Source organism: Streptomyces sp. NK08204 (assembly GCF_020400585.1).
In the GTDB taxonomy this organism is placed as follows: domain Bacteria; phylum Actinomycetota; class Actinomycetes; order Streptomycetales; family Streptomycetaceae; genus Streptomyces.
The window spans coordinates 99970-121926 of the sequence record NZ_JAINVF010000021.1 but is presented as its reverse complement, the minus strand read 5'-3'; the positions used below and the strand labels follow the sequence as shown (position 1 = coordinate 121926).

The window sequence follows — 21957 nt, the reverse complement described above, 5'->3', positions numbered from 1 at the left end:
GTGTCCGTCGAGGCCGTGCACGTCTGCGGGACTCCCTGATGAGCACGGGTGTTCCGGGGCGGCGATCGGGGCAGTGATCCGGTCACTGCCCCGCGCAAGGGGGCTGCGGGCGCCCCCGCCGGACGCCGTAAGGTTGGGACGACAAGCGAGGGCACGTCGGAAGGAGGCACTGGGTGATCGAGCTGGAGGGGGTTCCCGAGCTGATCGACCCAGTCATGGTGGCCGCGTTCGAGGGCTGGAACGATGCCGGCGACGCCGCCTCCACGGCGGTCGCGCATCTGGAGCGCGAGTGGAAGGGCGAGGTGTTCGCGGCCCTGGACGCCGAGGACTACTACGACTTCCAGGTGAACCGCCCCACGGTGTTCATGGACGCCGGAGTGCGCAAGATCACATGGCCGACGACGCGGCTGTCGGTGGTCCGGGTCGGTGGCGACAAGCCCCGCGACCTGGTGCTGGTGCGCGGCATCGAACCGTCCATGCGCTGGCGGTCATTCTGCAACGAGCTGCTCGGCTTCGCGCACGAGCTGGGCGTGGAGCTGGTGGTCATCCTGGGTGCTCTGCTCGGTGACACTCCGCACACGCGTCCGGTCCCGGTCAGCGGGGTCACGTCCGACCCCGACCTGGCCCGCCGGATGGACCTGGAGGAGACCAAGTACGAGGGCCCGACGGGCATCGTCGGCGTCCTGCAGGAGGCGTGCACGCACGCGGGCGTCCCGGCGGTGTCGCTGTGGGCGGCCGTGCCGCACTACGTCTCCCAGCCGCCCAACCCGAAGGCCACCCTGGCGCTGCTCAACCGCCTGGAGGACCTGCTGGACCTGCGCATCCCGCAGGGCGAGCTGCCCGAGGACGCACGTGCCTGGCAGGTGGGCGTGGACCAGCTGGCCGCCGAGGACAGCGAGGTCGCCGAGTACGTCCAGACGCTGGAGGAGGCCCGGGACACCGCGGATCTGCCGGAGGCGTCGGGCGAGGCGATCGCCCGCGAGTTCGAGCGGTACCTGCGGCGCAGGGACGTGAGCCCGCCCGGCGGGCACGCCACCGCGGACGGCGGGGACGGCGGCTCCTACCTGCGGGACAACCCGAGCGGCCGTACCCGGCCGCCGAAGCCGCCGAAGCCAGGGGCTCCGGGCGGCCCGGAGGGCAATGACGAGGACACCTCCGAGGACTGAGAGCACAGCAGGAAGGGGCGGTTCCCGATCGGGAACCGCCCCTTCCCCGTCGTGTTACAGGGCCACGCCCAGCAGCGCGTCCACGGCACGGCTGACCAGGCCGGGGGCGGCTATGTCCGTGCCGCCCTCCTGCTCCTGGCTGGCCGCCCAGCGGTCCACGGCGGCAAGCGCCGCGGGCGCGTTCAGGTCGTCGGCCAGGGCGTCGCGGATCTCCTCGACGAGCGCGTCGGCGGACGGCCCGTCGGGCCGGGAGACCGCCGCACGCCAGCGGCCGAGGCGGTCCACCGCGTCCTGGAGGACCTGGTCGGTCCACTCCCAGTTCTCGCGGTAGTGGTGGGCGAGCAGGGCCAGCCGGATGGCGCCAGGGTCGACGCCGTCACGGCGCAGCTGCGAGATGAAGACGAGGTTGCCCTTGGACTTGGACATCTTCTCGCCGTGCAGGGCGACCATGCCGGCGTGGACGTACGCCTTGGCCATCGGGAACTCGCCGGTGAGCACCTGGGCGTGCGAGGCGCCCATCTCGTGGTGCGGGAAGGCGAGGTCCGAGCCGCCGCCCTGGACGTCGAAGCCCATGCCGAGGTGCTCGAGGGCGATGGCGACGCACTCGATGTGCCAGCCGGGACGCCCGGGGCCCAGGGAGCCGCCGTCCCAGCTGGGCTCGCCCTCGCGGGCCGCCATCCACAGCATCGGGTCCAGCGGGTTCTTCTTGCCCGGGCGGTCCGGGTCGCCGCCGCGCTCGGCGGACAGCAGCCGCATCGCCGCCGCGTCCAGGTTCGAGACCTTGCCGAAGTGGGTGTCGGACTCGACGGAGAAGTAGATGTCGCCGCCCAGCTCGTAGGCCGCGCCGAGGTCGCACAGGCGCTCCACGAGCGGGACGATGCGGGGTATCGCCTCGACGGCGCCTATGTAGTGCTTCGGCGGGAGCATCCGCAGGGCGGTCATGTCCTCACGGAAGAGGACGGTCTCCTTCTCCGCGAGGGCGACCCAGTCGACGCCGTCGCGGTTCGCGCGCTCCAGCAGCGGATCGTCGACGTCGGTCACGTTCTGGACGTAATGGACCTGCCGCTTGGTGTCGAGCCACACGCGCTGGACCAGGTCGAACGCGTTGTAGGTCGCCGCGTGCCCCATGTGGGTCGCGTCGTACGGGGTGATGCCACAGACGTAGATACGGGCGACGGGACCGGGGTCAAGGGTCACCAGACCGCCGGTCGCGGTGTCGTGGATCCTCAGGTCGCGGCCCTGACCAGGCAGGGCGGGGACCTCGGAAGCGGGCCAGGCATGCATGTACATGAGCCTAACCGGACCGCAGTTGCGGATACGAACCGGACCGGGTCGGTTGGCCGGTGAGGTGCTCTTGCGCGTACGCGGCCGACATGATCAAACCGGCGGCCACGGGATCGCCGGCCACTGCCCGCTCGGCTCCGGGTGCAGTCCCGAGGCGAGCAGCGCGTCGGCACGCGCGCGCGTGGCGTCGATCTCGATCGGCGTGATCAGTGCGGTCAGCCGCGCGGCCAGCGCGCCGCCCTCGGCAAGGCTCTCGCTCAGCCTCTGGAGCACGTCGACGGCCTCAGGCGTCAGCGGTTCCCCGGCCCATCCCCACAGCAGGGTGCGGAGCTTGTTGTCGACGTTGAAGGTGACCCCGTGGTCGATGCCGTAGAGCCGTCCGTCGGCGGTGGGCAGCAGGTGGCCGCCCTTGCGGTCGGCGTTGTTGATCACCGCGTCGAGGACGGCGAGCCGGCGCAGCCGTTCGTCGTCGGCGTGCACGAGCAGCGCGGTGCGGCCCTCGCCGACCTCGGCGAGACCGATCGCCCGCCAGCCCGGCTCCGGCTCCTCGGCGTCGACCAGGGCGAGCAGCTCGGCCTCGGCGCTCACGTCGATCCACAGCTGGCACATGCCCTCGCCGTACGGCCCGTCGCGCAGCACGGTCGGCGGCACGAGCCCCCAGCCGGTGGCCTCGGACACCTCGTAGGCAGCCACCTCCCGGCCCGCGAGGGTGCCGTCGGGAAAATCCCACAGCGGACGCTCACCGGCCACGGGCTTGTACACACAGGCCGCTTCCCGGCCGTCGAGGGTGACCGAGCAGAACAGCGCCGCGTTGGATGCCTCTCGGATCCGGCCGCGCACGGTCAGCTCACCGCACGCCAGCAGTTCGGCGGCGTCGGCCGTCACGCTCCGCGACGGTATCCGTTCTGGCGCGGACATACGTGTCCTTCCGGGTCGAGCGGGAGGCTGCACAGGGGGCACGGCGGCCTTCCGGCGTTGACGACGTCGAGGGCGCGCTTGGCGAAGGCTCTGGCCTGCGCGCCGGTCAGCCGGACCCGCAGCATCGGAGGCCCGTTCTCCTCGTCCTGGAGCAGTCGCTCCTCGGCCTCGGCGAGGTCCTCCTCGGTCTCGGCGTCCAGCTCCACCAGAGCCTGCGCCTCGACGATCATGCGCTGATCCTCGCCGTCCCAGGCCAGGGCCATCGTGCCGACGCGGAACTCCTCCTCGATGGGGGTGTCCAGCGGGGCGGTGTCGGCGATCTCCGCGGGTGCCACGGCGGGCACGGCGGCGTTGCCGCCGCTGCGCCGTACGACCTCGTCGAGCAGCTCGTCCATGCGCTCGGCGAGCGCGGCGACCTGGGTCTTCTCCAGGACCACGCTGGTCACCCGGGAGCCTGCGGCGGCCTGGAGGAAGAACGTACGGCGCCCGGGCAGTCCGACCGTGCCGGCCACGAAGCGGTCCGGCGGATCGTAGAGGAACACCTGACGGGACACGTCCTGTCTCCATTGGATTCGAGAGTTGCGACAGTTGCGGGAGTCTCAGCAGTCCGGGCCACGTGGGGAACGCGACTGCGCGGATCGCTTCACCCTACTGCGGGCGACGATCACGGTGCGCCCGCACCGCCCCCGACCGGAGCGTCGCTCCCCGGGGCCTCTTCCTCGCGCGGTGCGAGGGAGGCGAAATCACCGGTGTCCCCGAGGCGGACGAGGAACGGACGGAGGCGGGTGTAGCGGATCGCGGTGATGGAACACGGTTCCACGGAGATCCGCTGGAAGAGGTCGAGATGGAGTCCGAGGGCATCCGCGACGAGGGACTTGATGATGTCGCCGTGCGAACACATCAAGTAGACCGCGTCGGCACCGTGATCGCGCTCCACGCGCGCGTTCCACTCCCGTACCGCTTCGGCGGCGCGGGTCTGCATGGCCCGCATGGACTCGCCCCCCGGGAAGGCGGCGGCCGAGGGGTGCGCCTGCACGACCTCCATCAGGGGTTCGTCCGCCAGCTCGGCGAGCTTGCGGCCGGACCAGTCGCCGTAGTCGCACTCGCCGATCCGCTCGTCGGTGTGGGCGCGCAGTCCGGGGCGGGCGTCGAGCAGCGGCCGGACGGTCTCCTGGCAGCGCTGGAGCGGGCTGGCGACGACCTCGCAGATCGGCAGGCCTGCGAGGCGGCCGGGCAGTGCGGCGGCCTGTGCGGCACCGCGCTCGTCGAGGGCGACGCCGGGCGTCCACCCTGCGAGCACGCCGGAGGTGTTGGCGGTGGATCGTCCGTGCCTTACGAGGATCAGCGTGGGCATGCCGCCCAGGGTAGGCGTACTCCGAGGTGCGGGGGCGGCCGGTGGACGGGAGAATGCGCACCGTGATCGTCGACTGCGCCGTCTACCGGCATGGGCACCGCACCGAGGGCCCGGACGACCTGTCCGACGCGCTGGCCGAGGCGCGGGCGGTGGGCGGGTTCGTGTGGATCGGCCTCCACGAGCCGTCGGAGCGGGAGTTCGACCTGGTCACCGAGGAGTTCGGGCTGCATCCGCTGGCGGTCGAGGACGCGCTCAAGGCGCACCAGCGGCCCAAACTCGAGGTGTACGACGACTCGATGTTCATGGTCCTGAAACCGGTGGTCTACGAGCCGCAGAACGACACCGTCAGGGCCGGCGAGGTCATGGTCTTCCTCGGGGACTGCTTCGTGGTGACGGTCCGGCACGGCGAGAGCTCGCCGCTGGCGGCCGTACGGCACCGGCTGGAGGACGAGCCGGAGATGCTGGGCAAGGGCCCCACCGCCGTGCTGTACGCGATCTCCGACGCCATCGTCGACCACTACCTGGAGGTGGCGACGGAGCTGCAGACCGACCTGGAGGAGCTGGAGGCCGCGGTGTTCGAGCCGGACGGCGGGGGCTCGCGGAACACCGCGTCGCGGATCTACACCTTCAAGCGGCAGGTCCTGGAGTTCCGGCGGGCCACCGGGCCGCTGGCGCTGCCGCTGACCCGGCTGGCGGGCACCGGCCAGTTCGGCACCGGGCTGCCCTTCGTGGAGGACAAGGCGCGTCCCTTCTTCCGTGACGTGCTCGACCACCTGGCGCGTGTGAACGAGTCCGTGGAGGCCCTGGACCGGCTGGTGTCGGACATCCTGGCGGCGCATCTGGCGCAGATGAGCGTGCGGCAGAACGACGACATGCGGAAGATCTCCGCCTGGGCGGCGATGGCGGCGATCCCCACGATGATCGCGGGGATCTACGGCATGAACTTCGACCACATGCCCGAGCTGCACTTCCTGTGGGCGTACCCGGCGGTGATCCTGCTGATGGCCGCCCTGGAGGTGCTGCTGTACCACCTGTTCAAGCGGCGCGGCTGGCTGTGAGCCGCGGTGCGGCGGCCTACGCGAACTCGGGGGCGGGGGTGACGGGGCCGCCGAGCGGATCGCGCCGCTCGGGCATGCTGAGGGTCACCATGCGGCGCCAGCCCAGGAGGCGTTCGTAGGCGTACACGGCGTGAATGCCGGCCGCCAGGAGCGCGGACTTGACCTTCGGCCAGCCGAGAATGCGGCCCATGTGGGCCGTGACGGCGAGGCTGACGTCGCGGTAGACGCGGGCTTCGGCGAGCGCACAGGCACGCAGGGTGCGCTGGATGAGCCGGCCGTGTCCGGCGGCGGCGAAGCGCAGCAGCTCCTCGTGGGTGTAGGCGAGGTGATTGTCCTCGTCGCCGCAGATCACGCGGACCGCTCTGCCGACCTCGGGGTGGTCGGCGAAGTGCTTGCGCAGCACCACCATCTGGTCGGCGGCGCGCTGCTCGGTGACCCGGCTGTGCGAGAGGTAGACGATGAGGTCCTGCACGGTGAGCGGCTCGTCCCGTCGCAGTCTGTCGTGGGCGAGGCCGATGCCGCGCCGCTCCAGGAGCATCGTGTAGTCGGTCTCGGGCGGAACGGCGACCGGCCGCAGGCCGCGCTTCTTCATCAGGGCGTTGAAGATGCGCCCGTGCTTGTCCTCGTCGGCGCCGTGCCGGCTGATCTTGGGGGCGAGCGCGCGCTCGCTCTGCGGGACGAGAGCGGCGATCCGCCCGTTCTCCCAGCCGCCCTGTGCCTCCCCGCCGGCCGCGATGGAGCAGAAGAGGCGGAAGGAATCGTCGTTGTCGAGGATCTCCTGGAACAGACTCTTGGCCGAAAGCATGCAAGCCGCCTCTCTGCACGATTGCGCAGGTCTACGCAGGATTCCGCGAAGAACGAGTCAAATGCGGCCAGAGAGGTGCCGCAACAGCTGTGCGCGCCGGCTGGGCCGAAAGAGGGAGTTCCGGGGGCGTAACCGCCGGGCGGCCGACGCGTTGTTACCCGTGACGGCCGTGGCGGGGAAGACCCCCGAGCCCCCACCACGGCCGCTGGGAACTCCCCCGCTACCGTGAACTGCCCGCTACGCCAGTCCGGCGCGCTCCAGGGCCTCGACGCCCGCCCTGAGAGAGGCGAGCCGCTCCTCCAGCGTGAAGCCGGCTGGCGCGAGGCTGAGGGTGGTGACACCGGCGGCGGCGTAGGCCTTCATCCGGTCGGCGATGCGCGCGACGGAGCCGAGCAGCGTGGTCCTGTCGATGAGGTCCTGCGGAATGGCCGCGGCGGCACCGGCCTTGTCGCCGGAGAGGTACTTGTCCTGGATTTCGGCGGCCTCCTTCTCGTACCCCATGCGCCTGGCGAGCTGGTTGTAGAAGTTCTGCTTGGCGCTGCCCATGCCGCCGACGTACAGCGCGGTGTAAGGACGGAAGATGTCCGCGAGTCCGGCCACGTCCTTGTCGTCGCCGACGGCGAGCGGCAGGGTCGGGCAGACGTCGAACCCGTCGAGGGTCCTGCCCGCCTTCTCCCGGCCCGCGCGCAGGTACGTCATCGTGGTCTCCTCCAGGTGCTCCGCGGAGGGGAAGATCAGCAGCGCGCCGTCGGCGATCTCACCGGTCTGTTCCAGGTTCTTCGGTCCGATCGCGGCGATGTACAGCGGGATGTGCTCGCGCTGCGGGTGCACGGTCAGCTTGATCGGCTTCCCCGGGCCGCCGGGCAGCGGCAGCGTCCAGTGCTCGCCCTCGTACGACAGCCGCTCCCGCGCCATCGCCTTGCGCACGATCTCCACGTACTCGCGCGTGCGCGCCAGCGGCTTGTCGAACTTGACGCCGTACCACCCCTCGGAGACCTGGGGGCCGGAGACGCCGAGGCCGAGCCGGAAGCGGCCCTTGGACAGCGAGTCCAGGGTCGCCGCGGTCATCGCGGTCATCGCGGGCTGCCGGGCCGGGATCTGGAAGATGGCCGAACCGACGTCGATCCGCTCGGTCTGCGCGGCGACCCAGCTGAGCACGGTGGCCGCGTCGGAGCCGTACGCCTCGGCGGCCCAGCACACGGAGTAGCCCAGCCGGTCGGCTTCCTGTGCCACGGCCAGATTGTCCGCGTCCATCCCGGCGCCCCAGTAGCCGAGGTTGATCCCGAGCTGCATGACCGAATCCCCTTACCCGTGAGTAACGTCCCTGTGACGCAGACCTTAGCGCGGGCGACCGAGTTATCCACAGGCAACCCACGGCAGCAGTTCTGGCCAGTAATCTCGCGGACATGGAGCAGAGGCATCTCGGCCGTACCGGCCTGCGCGTGTCCCGGATCGGGCTCGGCACTCTCACCTGGGGCCGGGACACCGACGAGCACGACGCCGCGGACATGCTGAAGGCGTTCTGGGAGGCCGGCGGCACCCTCGTCGACACCGCGGACGTGTACGGCGACGGGGAGGCGGAGTATCTGCTCGGACACCTCATGGACGGCCTCGTACCGCGCCGGGACCTGGTCATCTCCACCAAGGCGGGCAGCGTCCCCGATCCCGACCGCCGCTTCGACGGTTCCCGGGGTCATCTGCTCGCCGCCCTCGACGCGTCGTTGGCCCGCCTGGGCACGGACCACGTCGACCTGTGGCACATCCACGCCTACGACCCCTTCACCCCTCTGGAGGAGACCCTCCAGGCCCTGGACACCGCGGTGAGCAGTGGCCGGGCCCGCTATGTGGGCGTCTCCAACTTCTGCGGCTGGCAGCTCGCCAAGGCGGCCACCTGGCAGCTGGCCGCGCCGGGCACGCGCACCCGGCTCGCCGGGACGCAGCTGGAGTACTCGCTGCTCCAGCGCGGCGCCGAACGCGAGGTGCTGCCCGCCGCACTCGACCTGGGCGTGGGGCTGCTGCCCTCCTCGCCCCTCGGCCGGGGGGTGCTCACCGGCAAGTACCGGCACAGCACTCCCCCGGACTCGCGCGGCGCCTCCGAGCACCTGGCACCCTTCGTCGCGCCGTACCTGGACGACACCGCCGCCCGCATCGTGGACGCGGTGACGACCGCCGCGGACGGACTCGCGGTCACCCCGCTCCAGGTGGCCCTCGCCTGGGTCCGGGACCGGCCCGGTGTGACCGCGCCGATCGTCGGCGCACGCAACGCGCAGCAGCTCACGGCGGCATTGTCAGTGGAGGCGCTTAGTCTTCCTGACGAGATCTGCCGGGCTCTCGACGACGTGTCGGCGCCCGTGCACCGCTATCCCGATCACGACTGGAGCACGCTGTGAGCACGGAGCCGGAGACCCCGGAGACGACGGAGGAAACCGGGCCGGGGACCCCGGACATCCCGGAGGCCCCGGAGCGCCCGGACACCCCGGAGCGGGACACGGCGGACGACGCCGAGGGCACCGGCGAGGACGATGGATCCGGTGACGCCGTGGGCACCGGCGAGGGGGCCGGTGACGGTGGGGGCGAGCAGGACGGGACGGGGGTCTCGGCCGAAGGTTCCGGCGACGGGCCCGCAGCGTCCGAAGCGGAGGCCGAGCTGGCCGCCCAGCGGATCGAGCGGGAGCGCATCGAGCGCCGCAAGGCCGAGAAGAAGGCCCCGATCGAGAGCGGCGCCAAGCTGAGCGGCAAGGCGGCCGACCTGCTCGCGGCGGTCCGTGCGGTGGAGAGTGGCGAGAAGCCGGTGGCCACGGTCTTCGCCGAGCCCGTGGCGGCTCCGCGCCGCCCGGCTGCGGAGCCCGTCAACCGGCCGCAGCCGACCCCCGCCGTCACGGCGCCCGGAGTCCCGGCTCCGCAGACCGTCGAGGCCGTCCGCCGCGTGCTGGCCGCGGGCGGCGCACCCGACGCACTTGCGCCCCAGGTGGCCACGGCCCTGGGCGAGGGCGCCGACACCGTGCTGCGCGAGGATCCCTGGCAGCTGCTCCGTGTCGGCGGTGTACGGCCCGAGCAGGCCGACGGGTTCGCGCGGGCTCTGCTCGGCGCCGCGTGCGGGCCTGACGACGAGCGGCGGGGTCGTGCCATGTCCGGCTGGCTCCTGGAGCAGGCGGCCCTGGCCGGGCACACCGCCCTGGAACTGCCCGTGCTCACCGAGGCGCTCGCCCGGCGCGCCGTGCCCGACCCGGACGCGGCGGTGCAGAGCACACTCGCGGAGGGCGAGGCCCTGGTCTTCCAGGACGCCCTGGACGAGCCCGGCGCTCCGGACCGCACGGCACGGGACGCCGAGGCCGGCGGGGAGGAGGGCGAGGAGGCGGAGCGGCCTGTGCGGGTCCTCGTCGGACTGGAGCGCTACGCGCTCGCCGAGGAGAGCCTCGCGGACGGCCTGGCCCGCCTGCTCGACTCGCTGCCCAAGGAAGCCGCCCCACCCTGGCAGGCTGCGGTCGCCGGGGCGACGGGCGGCGCGGCCGAGCTGGCGCGCGCGGTCCTCGGGTCCGGCCTGGTGCTGCACACCGGTGGCGAGGCGGCCCGCGCCGAGCCGGCCGCGCTGCTCGGTGCCGCCCGCGCCGCGGGGCTGCGCGCCTGGGCGGCCTGCCACACCCCGGACGGGAGCCGCCGCTTCGCCGAACTCCTGGGTGGCGCCGGGGAGTCCGCGTCCGTCGGCACGGTCGCCGGTCTGCTCTCCGGTGCGGAAGGGCCCGGCCGGGACGCGGACGGCGCCCTGGACCTGGACCTGCTGATCGTCCTGGACGCCCCCCAACTCGACGTCGAATGCGCCGCGATGCTGGTGGAGTCGCTGCCCGACGGCGTACGGCTGGTACTGAGCGGCGACCCGGCGGTGCTGTGGTCGGCCGGACCCGGGCGGGTCTTCGCCGACCTGCTCGCGGCCCGCGTGTGCCCGCAGATCGCCTCCCGCACTCCGGACGCCGGCCCGCTCGGCGAGCTGGTCTCCGGCATCGGCGTCGGCGAGCTGAACCAGGTCGGGGCGCCCGGCAAGGAGATCGTCATCGTGCCGGTGCGGGACGCGGGCGAGGCCGTGCACCGGACCGTGCAGCTGGTCGCCGACTCGGTGCCGCGGGCGATCGGCGTCCCCGCCGGACAGACCGTGGTGATCACCCCGGGCCACGGGGGCGCCGCGGGCACCCGTGTCCTCAACACCGCCCTCAAGGAGCGCCTCAACCCGGGCCCCGGCCGGTTCGGCGGCTTCGATCCCGGCGACCGGATCGCCTACTCCCCCGCCGCGGGCCGTACCGTGCCGGGCACGGTCGTACAGGCCGACGCCGACGGGCTGCACCTGTCGTGCGCGGGCGCCCGGGTCGTCGTACCGCGGGAGCGGGTGGAGCAGTGCGTGCGGCACGGCTGGGCGCTGACCGCGCACCAGGCGGTAGGCGGCCGGTGGCCTGCGGCGGTCGTCGTGCTGCCCGGCGACGCCGCGCAGGCGCTCAGCAGGCCGTGGGTGTACACGGCGTTCGGCCGGGCCGAGCGCCATCTGTCGGTGGTGCACGGCGTGGAGCAGGCACTGTCCAGGGCGGTGGCACAGATCCCGGCCAAGCCCCGCACGACGCGCCTGCAGACGCTGCTGCGCACCCAGGTACCGGCAGCGGGCTGACGCCCGGCACCTGGGCGGTGCCGCAGCGGCCCCGGGCCGCGCGGCACCGCCGTTCACCTCACCATTCGGAGCCCGGCGACCCCTACTCCTCCTCGCCGTCCTCGTCGTGGTCGTCGCCGTCCTCGTCGTCTTCCTCGTCGTCGAAGACCGCGCTGACGTCGAACCGGCAGACCACCCGCTGCGGATCGGTCTCCTCGAACGGCGCCTCCAGCCACTCACCGGCCTCGGCGGGCTCCTCCGCGGCGGTGACCCAGAGCGTGGAGTCGCCCTCCTCCAGGCCGAACTCCTTGTGCCGGGAAGCGATCTCGTCCGGTTCGAACTCGCCGAAGAGGACGCCCAACGCCCCGGGAACGGTGCCCACGGCATCGGCGTCCTCGCCGCCGTCCTCGTACTCCGCCGCCTCGACCCGCTGGGCCTGCGCCAGCAGCCGGTGGGGTTCCGCCACCGTGTAGTCGCGGCGGATCAGCACGCTGATCGCGTTCGGCTCCTCGGGGCCCGCGTACGGTGGGAGCGAGTCGTCCGCACCGGGGATCTCGAAGGGGGTGACCTCGTCGTAGCGGTCGTAGAGCAGCTCGTCGTACACCTCGGCGGCAGCGGCCAGCTGGTTGAACGCCTCGTAGACGGCGGGGTCGTCCTCTCCCGACCGGCGTTCGACCGCCGCCAGATGACGGTCGAGCGCGGTCTTGATCGCCTCGGCGGCGGCGCGTACCTCGGCAGCGGTGGGCTGCACAGCATCAGACATAGTGCAGACGCTATCCGTACCAGGCACCAGCCCGCACAATAGATGCGATGCCGGAATACGAATTTGTCGACGTGTACGTGCCACGCGGGGTCTCCCGCAAGGAGGCGACACGTCTGCTGACGGACCATGCCGAGTACGGACACTGGGAGTTGGACCGACTGAGCCTGCTGCGCGACGGCAGCCGCAAGGTGCGGTTGCGCCGGCGGATCATCCGCCAGGTGCGGGCCACGTGGTGAGGCGGGCCACATGACCGGAGCGGGCCCTGCCGTCCGGCGGGACCCGCTCCGTCATCGCGCTCCGCGCTAGGCGGAAGCCCGCGCCTTGCGGTACAGCACTGCTCCCGCGAGCAGCGCGCCGCCGCTCACCGGCAGCGCGAGGCCCAGCGGCAGGTCACTGCCCGTGTGCGCGAGCTGCGCGGCGGTCAGAGGCCGGTCGGAACGTCCGCCCGGCAGGCTGACCTGGGTGGTGCCGTGGGGCGTGTGACCGCCCGTGGCGGGCGGCGTGCCCGGCTTTCCCGGGTGGTGCGGTGTACCGGGGTGGGCCGGGTGGCCCGGGTGGCCGGGGTGACCGGGATGACCCGGGTGACCCGGGTGACCAGGATGACCTGGGTGACCGGGATGACCCGGGCTCCCCGGAGTACCGGGGTTGCCCGGCGGCTGGTGTTGCCGGCCGCCGTTGCCGCAGCCGTCGCCCGTGGCGGCGTTGCCGACGCCGATGACATCCACACTGTTGCCGCACACGTTGACCGGCACGTCGACCGGCACCTGCACGGTGTTGCCGGAGCCGACGCCGGGCGAACCCCCGGTGTGCCCGCCGGCGTGCGAGCCGCCGTGGCCGCCGGAGGTGGTGCCCTGCCCACCGCGGTCGGCGCAGCCGTTGCCCACCGACGGGTTGAGCAGACCGATGACGTTCACCGTGTTCCCGCACACGTTCACCGGCACGTGCACCGGCGCCTGCACCGTGTTGCCGGACAGTACGCCGGGCGAGCCGGTGGCTGAGCCGGCCGCGTGCGAGCCGCCGTGGCCGCCGGAGGTGGTGCCCTGCCCACCGCGGTCGGCGCAGCCGTTGCCCACCGACGGGTTGAGCAGACCGATGACGTTCACCGTGTTCCCGCACACGTTCACCGGCACGTGCACCGGCGCCTGCACCGTGTTGCCGGACAGTACGCCGGGCGAGCCGGTGGCTGAGCCCACCGCGCCCGAGTCCGCGTGGGCGTAGCCGCTCACCGCGGCGATCACCCCGGTCGCGGCGGCCATGGTCATCAGGCTTTTGCGGGTGCTCTGTCGCATTGTCGAATTCCCCCCTGCCTTCACGCTCGTGGAAAGAAAGACCGCTCTGCCCCGGAGTGCATGGCGCGCGCTCCGGGGCCGACGGTGAATCAAGACGCCCCTAGGAATTCCGCGTCACCTGTTGACGCAAGGGTTGCCGAAGGCGGGGTTCAGGAGCCCGATCACGTTGATCGTGTTGCCGCACGCGTTCACCGGCACGTGGACGGGCGCCTGGACGACGTTGCCGGAAGCGATGCCCGGCGAGTGCACGGCGGCACCCTGGGCCCCGGAGTCGGCGACGGCGAGGCCCGCGCCCGCGAGAACCAGCCCACCGGTGGCAGCCGCAGCAGCGACGACCTTCTTGATCATTGTTCCTCCTTGTTGGCAATACGATCCCAAGGTGCGGGATCGCATCACCTGTAACGAGGAGGGAGTAATGGAGCTACGAGCTTATGGTCGCATTCACCCTTCTCAGTAGAGGTCGCACGAACGCCCGATAACTGTGGGCCGGAGCCTCACGACGCGTCGATGAACCGGTCGAGCACCCGCACGCCGAACTTCAGCCCGTCCACCGGCACCCGCTCGTCCACGCCGTGGAACATGCCGGCGAAGTCCAGCTCCGGCGGCAGCTTGAGCGGGGCGAAGCCGAAGCCGCGGATGCCGAGGTCGTCGAAGGACTTGGCGTCGGTGCCGCCGGAGAGCATGTAGGGGATCGCCTTCGCGGTCGGGTCCTCGGCCAGCAGCGCGGACTGCATGGCCTGCACCAGAGCCCCGTCGAAGCCGGTCTCCAGCGCCTTGTCGGAGTGCACGTCCTCGCGCCGGACGTGGGGGCCGAGGAGCCGGTCGAGGTCGCTGAGGAACTCCTCCTCGTGGCCCGGCAGGAACCGTCCGTCGATATGGGCCGTGGCCTCGCCCGGAATGACGTTGACCTTGTAACCGGCGTTCAGCTGGGTGGGGTTGGCCGTGTTGCTCAGGGTGGCGCCGATGAGCTTGGCGATGCCGCCGAGCCTGGCGAGGGTGGACTCCATGTCCTCCGGGTCCAGCTCGGTGCCGAGTGCGTCGCCGAGTTCGTCGAGGAAGGCGCGGGTGGTCTTGGTGACCCGCACCGGGAACCGGTGCCGGCCGACGCGGGCCACGGCCTCGGACAGCTCGGTGATCGCGTTGTCCCGGTGGATCATCGACCCGTGGCCGGCCGTACCGGCCACGGTGAGCTTCATCCAGTGCATGCCCTTCTCGGCCGTCTGGATCAGGTACAGCCGCCGCTGCTCGTTCACGGTGAACGAGAACCCGCCCACCTCGCTGATCGCCTCGGTGACGCCCTCGAACAGCCCGGGGTGGTTGTCGACCAGGTGACGGGCGCCGTACGTCCCGCCGGCCTCCTCGTCGGCGAGGAAGGCGACCACGATGTCCCGCGGCGGGCGCCGCCCGCTGCGCACCCGGTCGCGCACGACCGCGAGCGTCATCGCGTCCATGTCCTTCATGTCCACCGCACCACGCCCCCAGACGCACCCGTCGGTGACCTCGCCGGAGAACGGGTGGTGGGTCCAGTCGTCCGCGTTGGCGGGTACGACGTCCAGGTGGCCGTGGATGAGCAGCGCCGGCCGGGACGGGTCCTCGCCCTCGATGCGGGCCACCGTGGAGGCGCGGCCCGGGTGCGACTCGAAGATCTCCGGCTCCAGCCCGACCTCGGCGAGCTTCTCGGCGACGTACTCGGCGGCCTTGCGCTCTCCCGACCCGGAGTGGTCGCCGTAGTTGCTGGTGTCGAACCGGATCAGCTCGCGGCAGAGGTCGACGACCTCGTCCTCACCGGTCGTGCCCTTGCCCGTGTCCGTCTGGCTCACGCTGCATCCTCCCGCTGTCACTGATGGTCCCCTCATCCTGCCCCCGGGCCCGCCCGTTCCCAAGACCGGTCCCGGCCCGTCACACGCCGTTCAGGCCGGACCGGCACCGGAGACGGGGGGTGATCAGCCACCCCCGAAAGCCTGGTAATGTTTCCTTCGTCGCCGCGAGGGAAACCCCGCACGACAGACACCTTGTCCGGGTGGCGGAATGGCAGACGCGCTAGCTTGAGGTGCTAGTGCCCTTTATCGGGCGTGGGGGTTCAAGTCCCCCCTCGGACACCAGTGGAGACCCCTGTTGATCAGGGGTCTCTTGGTTTTTCGGCTCCTGCGGTGTCGTCGGCGCGCGCGGTGAGCAGGCCCTCCTCCCTCTGCTCGACGCGGGTTCCGAAGCCCCGGCTGTGACTGTCGAGGACCGTGCACAGCCAGGTGGTGTCCTGCGGGGAGGCGTGCTCCAGGCGCATCCGACGCGCCTGGAGGGGCACCATGCGCAGTCCGGTCAGGCGGCCGGTTCCGGTTCCGGCCACGACCAGGTACAGCAGCCGCAGGTCGTCCCGGTAGCGCTCGTAGCCGCCGATGCCCTCGTAGTCGTCCACGAGGTCCCCGCAGCCGTACAGGATGAGCCTGTCCCGGTACACCTCCAGGGGACGCGGGTGGTGGGAGGAATGACCGTGCACGATGTCGGCGCCGGCGTCGACGAGCGCGTGCGCGAAGCGGACCTCGGCGCCGGAGACGGCGTATCCCCAGTTGGCGCCCCAGTGGACGGAGGCGACCACGACGTCACCCGGTCGTCCGGTGCCCCGCAGACGGTCGGCGAAGTCCCCCGCCGCGCCGGCGGTGGGTGCGGGCACCAGGGCCACGCCGGCCCGTTCGGCGGTCGCCGCCCAACCGCGCGGGATGCCACTGGAGGGCATCCCGAAGGAGAAGACCAGCACGCGTCCGCCGCCCGGCAGCGGGACGATCGCGGGCTGCCATGCCGCGTCCTCGTCGCGGCCCGCTCCTGCCGTCCGCAGCCCCGCCCGTGCGAGCGAGTCCAGGGTCTCCTCCAGGCCCAGTGGCCCGAAGTCGAGCACGTGGTTGTTGGCGAGGACGCAGACGTCCGGGCGGACGGCGGCCAGGCAGGCGAGGTTGGCCGGATGCATCCGGTAGTGGACGGCCTTGCCGGGCGCGAAGTCGCCGTCGCGGGTGACGGCGGTCTCCAGGTTGATCACGCGTACGTCGGGCGCGGCCCGGTCCAGGACCGCGAGGGCCTCGCCCCAGGGCCAGGCGGGATCCACCGGCTGGGGTACCGGGCCGTTCGCCGCCTCCGCGAGGGCGACGTAGGCCCGCGCGTCGCGCAGGTAGTCCTCCCGCAGGGTGGGGTCGCCCGGGTGCGGGAGGATCTGGTCGACGCCGCGGCCGAGCATGACGTCGCCGGCGAGGAAAAGGGTGACGGTGTCCTCGCGCATGCCCGGGTCATTCCATGGGCTGCCAAAGGGCGGTGGGAGTCGTCGTGTCGGCCCCGCCCACCGCCTTGATGTCGTCTTCGGCCGCGGTCAGCAGCAGACGGCCCATGGCGATCAGCGCTCGTCCGGCAGCGAGTTCGTCGCCGATCTCCGGTATGTCCTCGTCCTCGGGGCTGCGGCGGGCCTCCGCGTGGCTCTCCAGGACGTTGTCGCCGGTGTCCAGGACGATCCGGGCGGTGGTGTCCGGGTCGTGTTCGGACAGGTACAGGTGCAGCCGCCATTCCTTGCCGGACACGGGACGACTGCTCGCGGGTCGAGACATCGTCCGTCCCTCCTCACTGCGTGGCGAGACCGCGGGCGGGGTCCTTCCACTGTGCCTCGCCGGGGCTCAGGGCGCCTCCCCGGGGCCGGGCAGAATGGGTCCATGACCACGCGTACCTGCCCCTGCGGCCTGCCCGAGCCCTACGACGCCTGCTGCGGCCGTTTCCACTCCGGTACGGCGGCGGCGCCGACCGCCGAGGCGCTCATGCGGTCCCGGTACAGCGCGTTCGTGAAGGGGGATGCGGGATACCTGCTGCGGACGTGGCATCCGCGGACCCGGCCCGCGCGGCTGGAGCTGGATCCGGGCATGCGGTGGACGGGGCTGGAGATCCTGGACCGCACCGACGGCTCCGCGTTCCACCAGGAGGGGACCGTGACCTTCCGGGCCTCCTACCGGGGCGGCTCGCTGCACGAGCGCAGCCGGTTCGAGCGGGTCGACGGGGCGTGGGTGTACGTCGACGGGGACTTCCTGGAGTAGCCGGGGTCTCCGCTGAACGGGCGCTACGGCGCCAGGATGTCCAGTTCGTGGAGGGCGCCCATGGTGATCTCCCGGGTCAGCTGTTCGGCGCGCGCGGCGTCGCCCTCGCGGACCGCCTCCGCGACCTGGACGTGCAGGGTGACGGCCGCGGGGTCGGGGTCCTCGAACATGACCTCGTGGTGGGTGCGGCCGGCGAGCACCTCGGCGACGACGTCGCCGAGGCGGGCGAACATCTCGTTGCCCGAGGCCGTGAGGATCACCCGGTGGAAGGCGATGTCGTGGACCAGGTACTTGTCCAGCTTGTGACCGCGTGAGTTGGCCACCATGCCGAGCGCGCACTCGGTGAGTTCGGCGCACTGCTCCGCCGTGGCCTGTGTCGCCGCCAGGCCCGCCGCCACCGGTTCGACCGCGGAGCGCAGCACGGTCAGGGAGCGCAGCTGGTGCGGGCGGTCGGCGCCCGCGAGGCGCCAGCGGATGACCTGCGGATCGTAGACGTTCCACTCGCACTTCGGGCGGACCGTCACGCCCACGCGACGGCGGGACTCCACCAGGTGCATCGATTCCAGGACGCGGACCGCCTCACGCATCACGGACCGTGACACCTCGAAGTGCTGGGCCAGCTCGTCGGTGCGCAGGACGCTGCCCGGCGGGTACTCACCCGCGGTGATCGCGGGGCCGAGGGTGTCCAGTACGCGGCCGTGCAGCCCCCGGCCCGGTGTGCTCATGCACTCAGAGTACGGGGCGGGTCACGGGAACAAAAAGTCAGACTTATTTGTCACAGAGGCTTGAATTCGTCGTACCTAATGGGTTTCATCTAGCCGACGTCAGTAGTCGGACGTCATGTCGAGGAAGACAGCGAGGCAGCAATGCGTACCCCCCACGTCGTCGTGGTGATGGGCGTCGCCGGCACGGGCAAGACCACCATCGGTCCTCTGCTCGCCGCCCGGCTCGGCGTTCCGTATGCCGAGGGCGACGACTTCCACCCCCAGGCCAACATCGACAAGATGTCGGCCGGGATCCCGCTCGACGACCAGGACAGGTGGCCCTGGCTCGACGCCATCGGCCACTGGGCTCACGGGCGGGCCGGGCTCGGCGGGGTGGTCAGCAGCTCCGCGCTGAAGCGGTCCTACCGTGACCGCCTCCGCGCCGAGGCCCCCGGTGTCGTGTTCGTGCACCTCACGGGCGACCGCAAGCTCATCGAGGACCGGATGTCGCACCGGCAGGGTCACTTCATGCCGGCCAAGCTGCTGGACTCCCAGTTCGCCACGCTCCAGCCGCTGGAGCCGGACGAGGCGGGTGTGGCCGTGGACGTCTCCGGCAGCCCCGAGGAGATCACCGAGCGGGCCGTCAGGGCACTCGCGACGCTCCCCGACAACGACACAGACACCGACACCGACGCGCCGCGGTAACTCCCCCTACCGCGACGACATCCCTCTCCCCGTTCCCACTCCTGCGAGGAACCCCCGTGACCAGACTCAACGTCGAGCTGCTGGCAGCGGACGCGCCTGCGCCCATCACCTCCGCCGGCCACGCCCAGCTCGCCATCGCCGTCCTGGCGGGCATCGCCGTCATCGTCCTGCTCATCACCCGCTTCAAGCTCCACGCCTTCCTGTCCCTGACCATCGGGTCGCTGGTGCTCGGGGCGGTCGCCGGGGCACCGCTCGACAAGGCCATCCTCAGCTTCACCACCGGTCTCGGCACCACGGTCGGCGGCGTGGGTGTGCTGATCGCGCTCGGGGCGATCCTGGGCAAGCTGCTCGCCGACTCCGGCGGCGCCGACCAGATCGTGGACACGATCCTCGCCAAGGCGGGCGGGCGGTGGATGCCGTGGGCGATGGTGCTCATCGCCTCGGTGATCGGTCTGCCGCTGTTCTTCGAGGTCGGCATCGTGCTGCTGATCCCGGTCGTGCTCATGGTCGCCAAGCGCGGCAACTACTCCCTGATGCGCATCGGCATCCCCGCACTCGCCGGTCTGTCCGTGATGCACGGTCTCATCCCGCCGCACCCCGGCCCGCTGGTGGCCATCGACGCGGTCAAGGCCAACCTGGGCGTGACCCTGGCGCTCGGCATCCTGGTCGCCATACCGACGGTGATCATCGCGGGCCCGCTGTTCTCCCGGGTCGCCGCCCGCTGGGTGGACGTCCCGGCGCCCGAGCGGATGCTTCCGCAGCGCCCCTCGGAGGAGCTGGAGCGCCGTCCGGGCTTCGGCGCCACGCTGGCCACCGTGCTGCTGCCGGTCGTCCTGATGCTGGCCAAGGCGCTGGTGGACATCGTCGTCGACGACCCGACGCAGACGACGCAGCGCGTCTTCGACGTCGTCGGCTCCCCGCTCGTCGCCCTGCTCGCCGCCGTGCTCGTCGGCATCTTCACGCTGGGCCGGCCCGCCGGGTTCAGCAAGGAGCGCATCCAGCAGACCGTCGACAAGGGTCTGATGCCCATCGCCGGCATCCTGCTGATCGTCGGCGCGGGCGGCGGGTTCAAGCAGACGCTGATCGACTCCGGCGTGGGCCAGATGATCCTTGACGTCTCCAAGGACTGGTCGATCCCGGCGCTGCTGCTGGGCTGGCTGATCGCGGTCGGTATCCGGCTGGCCACCGGCTCGGCGACCGTGGCGACGGTGTCGGCGGCCGGCCTGGTCGCCCCTCTGGCCGCGGACATGTCGACCGCGCACGCCTCCCTGCTGGTCCTCGCCATCGGCGCCGGCTCGCTGTTCTTCAGCCATGTCAACGACGCCGGGTTCTGGCTGGTGAAGGAGTACTTCGGGCTGAACGTGGGGCAGACCATCAAGACCTGGTCGATCATGGAGACGATCATCTCCGTGGTCGCCGGCTCACTGGTCCTGCTGCTGTCCCTCGTGATCTAGGGCCGGTCCGGGGTCCTCGCGATCCCCAGGCAGTACGGCGATGGCGGCCCACCCGCTCGAGGAGCGGGTGGGCCGCTCGTTTCCCGCGGGGCGGACCGTGCGGAGGAATGCGTCCGGAGGAGGGAAGCCGTCCGCGGCGGCCGTTCGGCGCGACGAAGCCGTCTCTCCGGGGCGAGGGAGCCACGGGAACCGTCACGGGCGCCAGAGTGAGTGCTCCCTCGCCGCCCAGTCCCTGCTCACCGATCCCGTCCGCAGACCTCTTCTCGATTCCGGGTCACCGAGCGCCATGCCGATGTGCCCGGCCAGGACCACGCTCATCGTCAGGGCCAGCCAGTCGTGGACGAACGTCGCCGAGGTGCGCCACATCAAGGGGGTGAGGTGGGTGAACCACATGATCAGGCCGGTGCCGAGCATGACCAGGCTCGCCCCGGCGATCCAGGCCGCGTAGATCTTCTGCCCCGCGTTGAACTTGCCCGCGGGGCGGGAGGCGCGCCGGCGGTCGCGGCGGAGCACGGCCCGCAGCCAGACCCGGTCGTGCGGGCCGAAGCGGTTGAGGAAGCCGAGGTCGGCCCGGAAGGCGCGGGAGGCCAGACCCAGCAGGACCGGCACCGGCAGCGCCAGGCCCGCGCACTCGTGGACGCGGACGACCAGTTCACGGCGGCCGACCAGGACGGCGAACTGCGGGATGTAGAGGACGGCCGCCGTCACCACGCAGATCCCCATGAGCACGGCCGTGGTGCGGTGCACCCATCGCTCGGCCCGGCTGAAGCGGCGGATCCGGGCGCCCGGCGGCGCCGGAACGTCAGCTTGTAGGGTCATCTGAACGTCCGTTCGAACGGCCGACCCAGGCATCGACGTCGTAGCCGCGTTCCTCCCAGTAGCCGGGCCGGACGTGGTCGGTGACGGTGATGCCGGAGAGCCACTTGGCGGATTTGTAGAAGTACATAGGGGCCACGTAGAGGCGCACGGGGCCGCCGTGGTCATGGCCGATGTCCTTGTCGTGCATGCGCAGCGCGACCAGGACGTCGGACCGGCGGGCCTGCTCGAGGGTGAGGCTCTCGGTGTAGGTGCCGTCGAAGCAGGTGAAGCGGAGGGCCTTGGCGGAGGGACGGACGCCCGCCAGGTCCAGCAGATGGCGGAGGCGTACGCCCTCGAAGGGGGTGCCCGGGACCCGCCACCCGGTCACGCACTGGACGTCCCTGACCACCCGGGTCCGGGGCAGGGCACGCAGCTCGGCGAGGGTGTAGGTGTGCGGGCGGTCCACGAGGCCGTCGAGGGTGAGCCGGTAGTCCGCGGGGCCCTTGTGCGGGACGGACGAGGCGACCGAGTAGTAGCGGAAGCCACCGCCGTTGGGCAGGAGTCCGGTAAGGCCCGTGGGGTCCTTGCCGGCGACGCTGCCGAGGAAGTCCTCCAGGCCGTGTTGCAGGACCGGTGCGGCGGCCATGCCGAGGGCGCCGAGACCGAGCGTGCCGAGGAAGATGCGGCGGCCCATCGGCCTGCCCTCCGGGTCGGACGCCGCGGATCGTTCAGGGTTCACGGCATCATTCGAGCACTCGGGCGCCCGTGGGGCCAGGGAGTACGGCCGTCGGTCAGGGTTTCGTAAGGACTGCGGTCATCGCCGAGGGCCGCTCCCGAGTGGCCGAGGACCGCTCGTGCAGCGCTCATGGTGTCAGGGCACGGGCGCGGGCCGTACGGAAGGCCGCGGGCGGGTCGCCGTGGGGGGACCAGGGCACGCGGGTCGCGTGCGGGCCGAGGTACAGGGCCGC

The 21957-nt window shown here is 71.9% G+C and carries 23 protein-coding genes and 1 tRNA gene; 9 read left to right on the top strand and 15 right to left on the bottom strand.

Translation table 11 applies throughout. The features are described 5' to 3' along the window. Positions 1-173 precede the first annotated feature (173 nt). Positions 174-1166, top strand: a complete 993-nt coding sequence (locus K7G59_RS26435) for a PAC2 family protein (protein ID WP_225838427.1) — start codon at positions 174-176, stop codon at positions 1164-1166. A 54-nt stretch (positions 1167-1220) separates the two neighbouring features. Here the strand turns inward: K7G59_RS26435 and mshC are convergent, their stop codons facing one another. The 4 genes from mshC to K7G59_RS26415 form a co-directional block, all read right to left on the bottom strand. Continuing rightward, entirely contained in the window at positions 1221-2450 is a 1230-nt protein-coding gene (mshC, locus tag K7G59_RS26430) for a cysteine--1-D-myo-inosityl 2-amino-2-deoxy-alpha-D-glucopyranoside ligase (protein WP_225838425.1), read from the bottom strand. A 93-nt stretch (positions 2451-2543) separates the two neighbouring features. Then, positions 2544-3368: an SCO1664 family protein gene (locus K7G59_RS26425; RefSeq protein WP_225838423.1), complete on the bottom strand. Its 825-nt coding sequence runs from the start codon at positions 3366-3368 to the stop codon at positions 2544-2546. Continuing rightward, the gene (locus K7G59_RS26420; RefSeq protein WP_225838420.1) at positions 3332-3922 is read right to left on the bottom strand and encodes a DUF3090 domain-containing protein; all 591 of its coding nucleotides are present in this window, start codon (positions 3920-3922) and stop codon (positions 3332-3334) included. Before K7G59_RS26420 ends, K7G59_RS26425 begins: the two co-directional genes overlap by 37 nt. 110 nt (positions 3923-4032) lie before the next feature. Further along, entirely contained in the window at positions 4033-4722 is a 690-nt protein-coding gene (locus tag K7G59_RS26415) for a histidine phosphatase family protein (protein ID WP_225838418.1), read from the bottom strand. A 62-nt stretch (positions 4723-4784) separates the two neighbouring features. On the opposite strand from K7G59_RS26415, the gene corA reads away from it, so the two are divergent. Then, positions 4785-5780, top strand: coding sequence for a magnesium/cobalt transporter CorA (gene corA, locus K7G59_RS26410; protein ID WP_225838459.1), 996 nt, complete (start codon positions 4785-4787; stop codon positions 5778-5780). Between the two features lie 16 nt (positions 5781-5796). Here the strand turns inward: corA and K7G59_RS26405 are convergent, their stop codons facing one another. Further along, positions 5797-6585, bottom strand: coding sequence for a ferritin-like domain-containing protein (locus tag K7G59_RS26405; RefSeq protein ID WP_225838416.1), 789 nt, complete (start codon positions 6583-6585; stop codon positions 5797-5799). Positions 6586-6822: 237 nt separating this feature from the next. Then, a complete protein-coding gene (locus K7G59_RS26400) occupies positions 6823-7878 on the bottom strand; it encodes an LLM class F420-dependent oxidoreductase (protein WP_225838414.1) in 1056 nt (351 codons plus the stop codon). A gap of 113 nt (positions 7879-7991) precedes the next feature. Between K7G59_RS26400 and K7G59_RS26395 the strand changes: the two genes are divergently transcribed. After that, a complete protein-coding gene (locus K7G59_RS26395; protein WP_225838412.1) occupies positions 7992-8975 on the top strand; it encodes an aldo/keto reductase in 984 nt (327 codons plus the stop codon). Next, entirely contained in the window at positions 8972-11236 is a 2265-nt protein-coding gene (locus K7G59_RS26390; protein ID WP_225838410.1) for a helix-hairpin-helix domain-containing protein, read from the top strand. The genes K7G59_RS26395 and K7G59_RS26390 overlap by 4 nt, the downstream gene beginning before the upstream one ends. A gap of 82 nt (positions 11237-11318) precedes the next feature. Here K7G59_RS26390 and K7G59_RS26385 read toward each other — a convergent pair whose 3' ends face one another. After that, positions 11319-11978: a hypothetical protein gene (locus tag K7G59_RS26385; RefSeq protein ID WP_225838408.1), complete on the bottom strand. Its 660-nt coding sequence runs from the start codon at positions 11976-11978 to the stop codon at positions 11319-11321. 47 nt (positions 11979-12025) lie between these two features. Between K7G59_RS26385 and K7G59_RS26380 the strand changes: the two genes are divergently transcribed. Further along, positions 12026-12214, top strand: a complete 189-nt coding sequence (locus tag K7G59_RS26380; RefSeq protein WP_043407302.1) for a DUF5703 family protein — start codon at positions 12026-12028, stop codon at positions 12212-12214. Positions 12215-12280: 66 nt separating this feature from the next. Here K7G59_RS26380 and K7G59_RS35105 read toward each other — a convergent pair whose 3' ends face one another. From K7G59_RS35105 to K7G59_RS26365, 3 genes are all read right to left on the bottom strand, one after another. Then, positions 12281-13267: a chaplin gene (locus tag K7G59_RS35105; RefSeq protein ID WP_225838406.1), complete on the bottom strand. Its 987-nt coding sequence runs from the start codon at positions 13265-13267 to the stop codon at positions 12281-12283. Between the two features lie 114 nt (positions 13268-13381). Next, positions 13382-13615, bottom strand: coding sequence for a chaplin ChpH (gene chpH, locus K7G59_RS26370; RefSeq protein ID WP_225838404.1), 234 nt, complete (start codon positions 13613-13615; stop codon positions 13382-13384). Positions 13616-13761: 146 nt separating this feature from the next. Continuing rightward, complete coding sequence (locus K7G59_RS26365; protein ID WP_225838402.1) at positions 13762-15087, bottom strand: M20/M25/M40 family metallo-hydrolase; 1326 nt, start codon at positions 15085-15087, stop codon at positions 13762-13764. A 194-nt stretch (positions 15088-15281) separates the two neighbouring features. Between K7G59_RS26365 and K7G59_RS26360 the strand changes: the two genes are divergently transcribed. Continuing rightward, positions 15282-15369: transfer RNA gene (locus K7G59_RS26360), tRNA-Leu, on the top strand. A gap of 17 nt (positions 15370-15386) precedes the next feature. On the opposite strand, the gene K7G59_RS26355 is transcribed toward K7G59_RS26360, so the two are convergent. Both K7G59_RS26355 and K7G59_RS26350 read right to left on the bottom strand, forming a co-directional pair. Beyond that, a complete protein-coding gene (locus K7G59_RS26355; protein WP_225838399.1) occupies positions 15387-16532 on the bottom strand; it encodes a CapA family protein in 1146 nt (381 codons plus the stop codon). Positions 16533-16539: 7 nt separating this feature from the next. After that, the gene (locus tag K7G59_RS26350) at positions 16540-16851 is read right to left on the bottom strand and encodes a dsRBD fold-containing protein (protein ID WP_225838397.1); all 312 of its coding nucleotides are present in this window, start codon (positions 16849-16851) and stop codon (positions 16540-16542) included. 102 nt (positions 16852-16953) lie between these two features. On the opposite strand from K7G59_RS26350, the gene K7G59_RS26345 reads away from it, so the two are divergent. After that, positions 16954-17328: a YchJ family protein gene (locus tag K7G59_RS26345; RefSeq protein WP_225838394.1), complete on the top strand. Its 375-nt coding sequence runs from the start codon at positions 16954-16956 to the stop codon at positions 17326-17328. A gap of 23 nt (positions 17329-17351) precedes the next feature. Here the strand turns inward: K7G59_RS26345 and K7G59_RS26340 are convergent, their stop codons facing one another. Continuing rightward, complete coding sequence (locus K7G59_RS26340) at positions 17352-18053, bottom strand: FadR/GntR family transcriptional regulator (protein WP_225838392.1); 702 nt, start codon at positions 18051-18053, stop codon at positions 17352-17354. Between the two features lie 141 nt (positions 18054-18194). On the opposite strand from K7G59_RS26340, the gene K7G59_RS26335 reads away from it, so the two are divergent. Both K7G59_RS26335 and K7G59_RS26330 read left to right on the top strand, forming a co-directional pair. Next, complete coding sequence (locus K7G59_RS26335; protein WP_225838389.1) at positions 18195-18737, top strand: gluconokinase; 543 nt, start codon at positions 18195-18197, stop codon at positions 18735-18737. A 56-nt stretch (positions 18738-18793) separates the two neighbouring features. Continuing rightward, positions 18794-20191 (top strand): GntP family permease, encoded by a 1398-nt coding sequence (locus tag K7G59_RS26330; protein WP_225838387.1) that lies wholly within the window; start codon positions 18794-18796, stop codon positions 20189-20191. 192 nt (positions 20192-20383) lie between these two features. Here the strand turns inward: K7G59_RS26330 and K7G59_RS26325 are convergent, their stop codons facing one another. Then, positions 20384-21010 (bottom strand): cytochrome b/b6 domain-containing protein, encoded by a 627-nt coding sequence (locus K7G59_RS26325; protein ID WP_225838382.1) that lies wholly within the window; start codon positions 21008-21010, stop codon positions 20384-20386. After that, a complete protein-coding gene (locus K7G59_RS26320; protein ID WP_225838456.1) occupies positions 20994-21683 on the bottom strand; it encodes a molybdopterin-dependent oxidoreductase in 690 nt (229 codons plus the stop codon). The genes K7G59_RS26325 and K7G59_RS26320 overlap by 17 nt, the downstream gene beginning before the upstream one ends. Positions 21684-21957: the final 274 nt, after the last annotated feature.

What these genes read in the sequence shown, in the direction of transcription:
- mshC (WP_225838425.1), bottom strand. Translation starts at nt 2,450, where the DNA reads ATGCATGCCTGGCCCGCTTCCGAGGTCCCCGCCCTGCCTGGTCAGGGC.
- K7G59_RS26425 (WP_225838423.1), bottom strand. Translation starts at nt 3,368, where the DNA reads ATGTCCGCGCCAGAACGGATACCGTCGCGGAGCGTGACGGCCGACGCC.
- K7G59_RS26415 (WP_225838418.1), bottom strand. Translation starts at nt 4,722, where the DNA reads ATGCCCACGCTGATCCTCGTAAGGCACGGACGATCCACCGCCAACACC.
- K7G59_RS26405 (WP_225838416.1), bottom strand. Translation starts at nt 6,585, where the DNA reads ATGCTTTCGGCCAAGAGTCTGTTCCAGGAGATCCTCGACAACGACGAT.
- K7G59_RS26400 (WP_225838414.1), bottom strand. Translation starts at nt 7,878, where the DNA reads ATGCAGCTCGGGATCAACCTCGGCTACTGGGGCGCCGGGATGGACGCG.
- K7G59_RS26395 (WP_225838412.1), top strand. Translation starts at nt 7,992, where the DNA reads ATGGAGCAGAGGCATCTCGGCCGTACCGGCCTGCGCGTGTCCCGGATC.
- K7G59_RS26385 (WP_225838408.1), bottom strand. Translation starts at nt 11,978, where the DNA reads ATGTCTGATGCTGTGCAGCCCACCGCTGCCGAGGTACGCGCCGCCGCC.
- K7G59_RS26380 (WP_043407302.1), top strand. Translation starts at nt 12,026, where the DNA reads ATGCCGGAATACGAATTTGTCGACGTGTACGTGCCACGCGGGGTCTCC.
- K7G59_RS35105 (WP_225838406.1), bottom strand. Translation starts at nt 13,267, where the DNA reads ATGCGACAGAGCACCCGCAAAAGCCTGATGACCATGGCCGCCGCGACC.
- chpH (WP_225838404.1), bottom strand. Translation starts at nt 13,615, where the DNA reads ATGATCAAGAAGGTCGTCGCTGCTGCGGCTGCCACCGGTGGGCTGGTT.
- K7G59_RS26355 (WP_225838399.1), bottom strand. Translation starts at nt 16,532, where the DNA reads ATGCGCGAGGACACCGTCACCCTTTTCCTCGCCGGCGACGTCATGCTC.
- K7G59_RS26350 (WP_225838397.1), bottom strand. Translation starts at nt 16,851, where the DNA reads ATGTCTCGACCCGCGAGCAGTCGTCCCGTGTCCGGCAAGGAATGGCGG.
- K7G59_RS26345 (WP_225838394.1), top strand. Translation starts at nt 16,954, where the DNA reads ATGACCACGCGTACCTGCCCCTGCGGCCTGCCCGAGCCCTACGACGCC.
- K7G59_RS26340 (WP_225838392.1), bottom strand. Translation starts at nt 18,053, where the DNA reads ATGAGCACACCGGGCCGGGGGCTGCACGGCCGCGTACTGGACACCCTC.
- K7G59_RS26335 (WP_225838389.1), top strand. Translation starts at nt 18,195, where the DNA reads ATGCGTACCCCCCACGTCGTCGTGGTGATGGGCGTCGCCGGCACGGGC.
- K7G59_RS26325 (WP_225838382.1), bottom strand. Translation starts at nt 21,010, where the DNA reads ATGACCCTACAAGCTGACGTTCCGGCGCCGCCGGGCGCCCGGATCCGC.
- K7G59_RS26320 (WP_225838456.1), bottom strand. Translation starts at nt 21,683, where the DNA reads ATGGGCCGCCGCATCTTCCTCGGCACGCTCGGTCTCGGCGCCCTCGGC.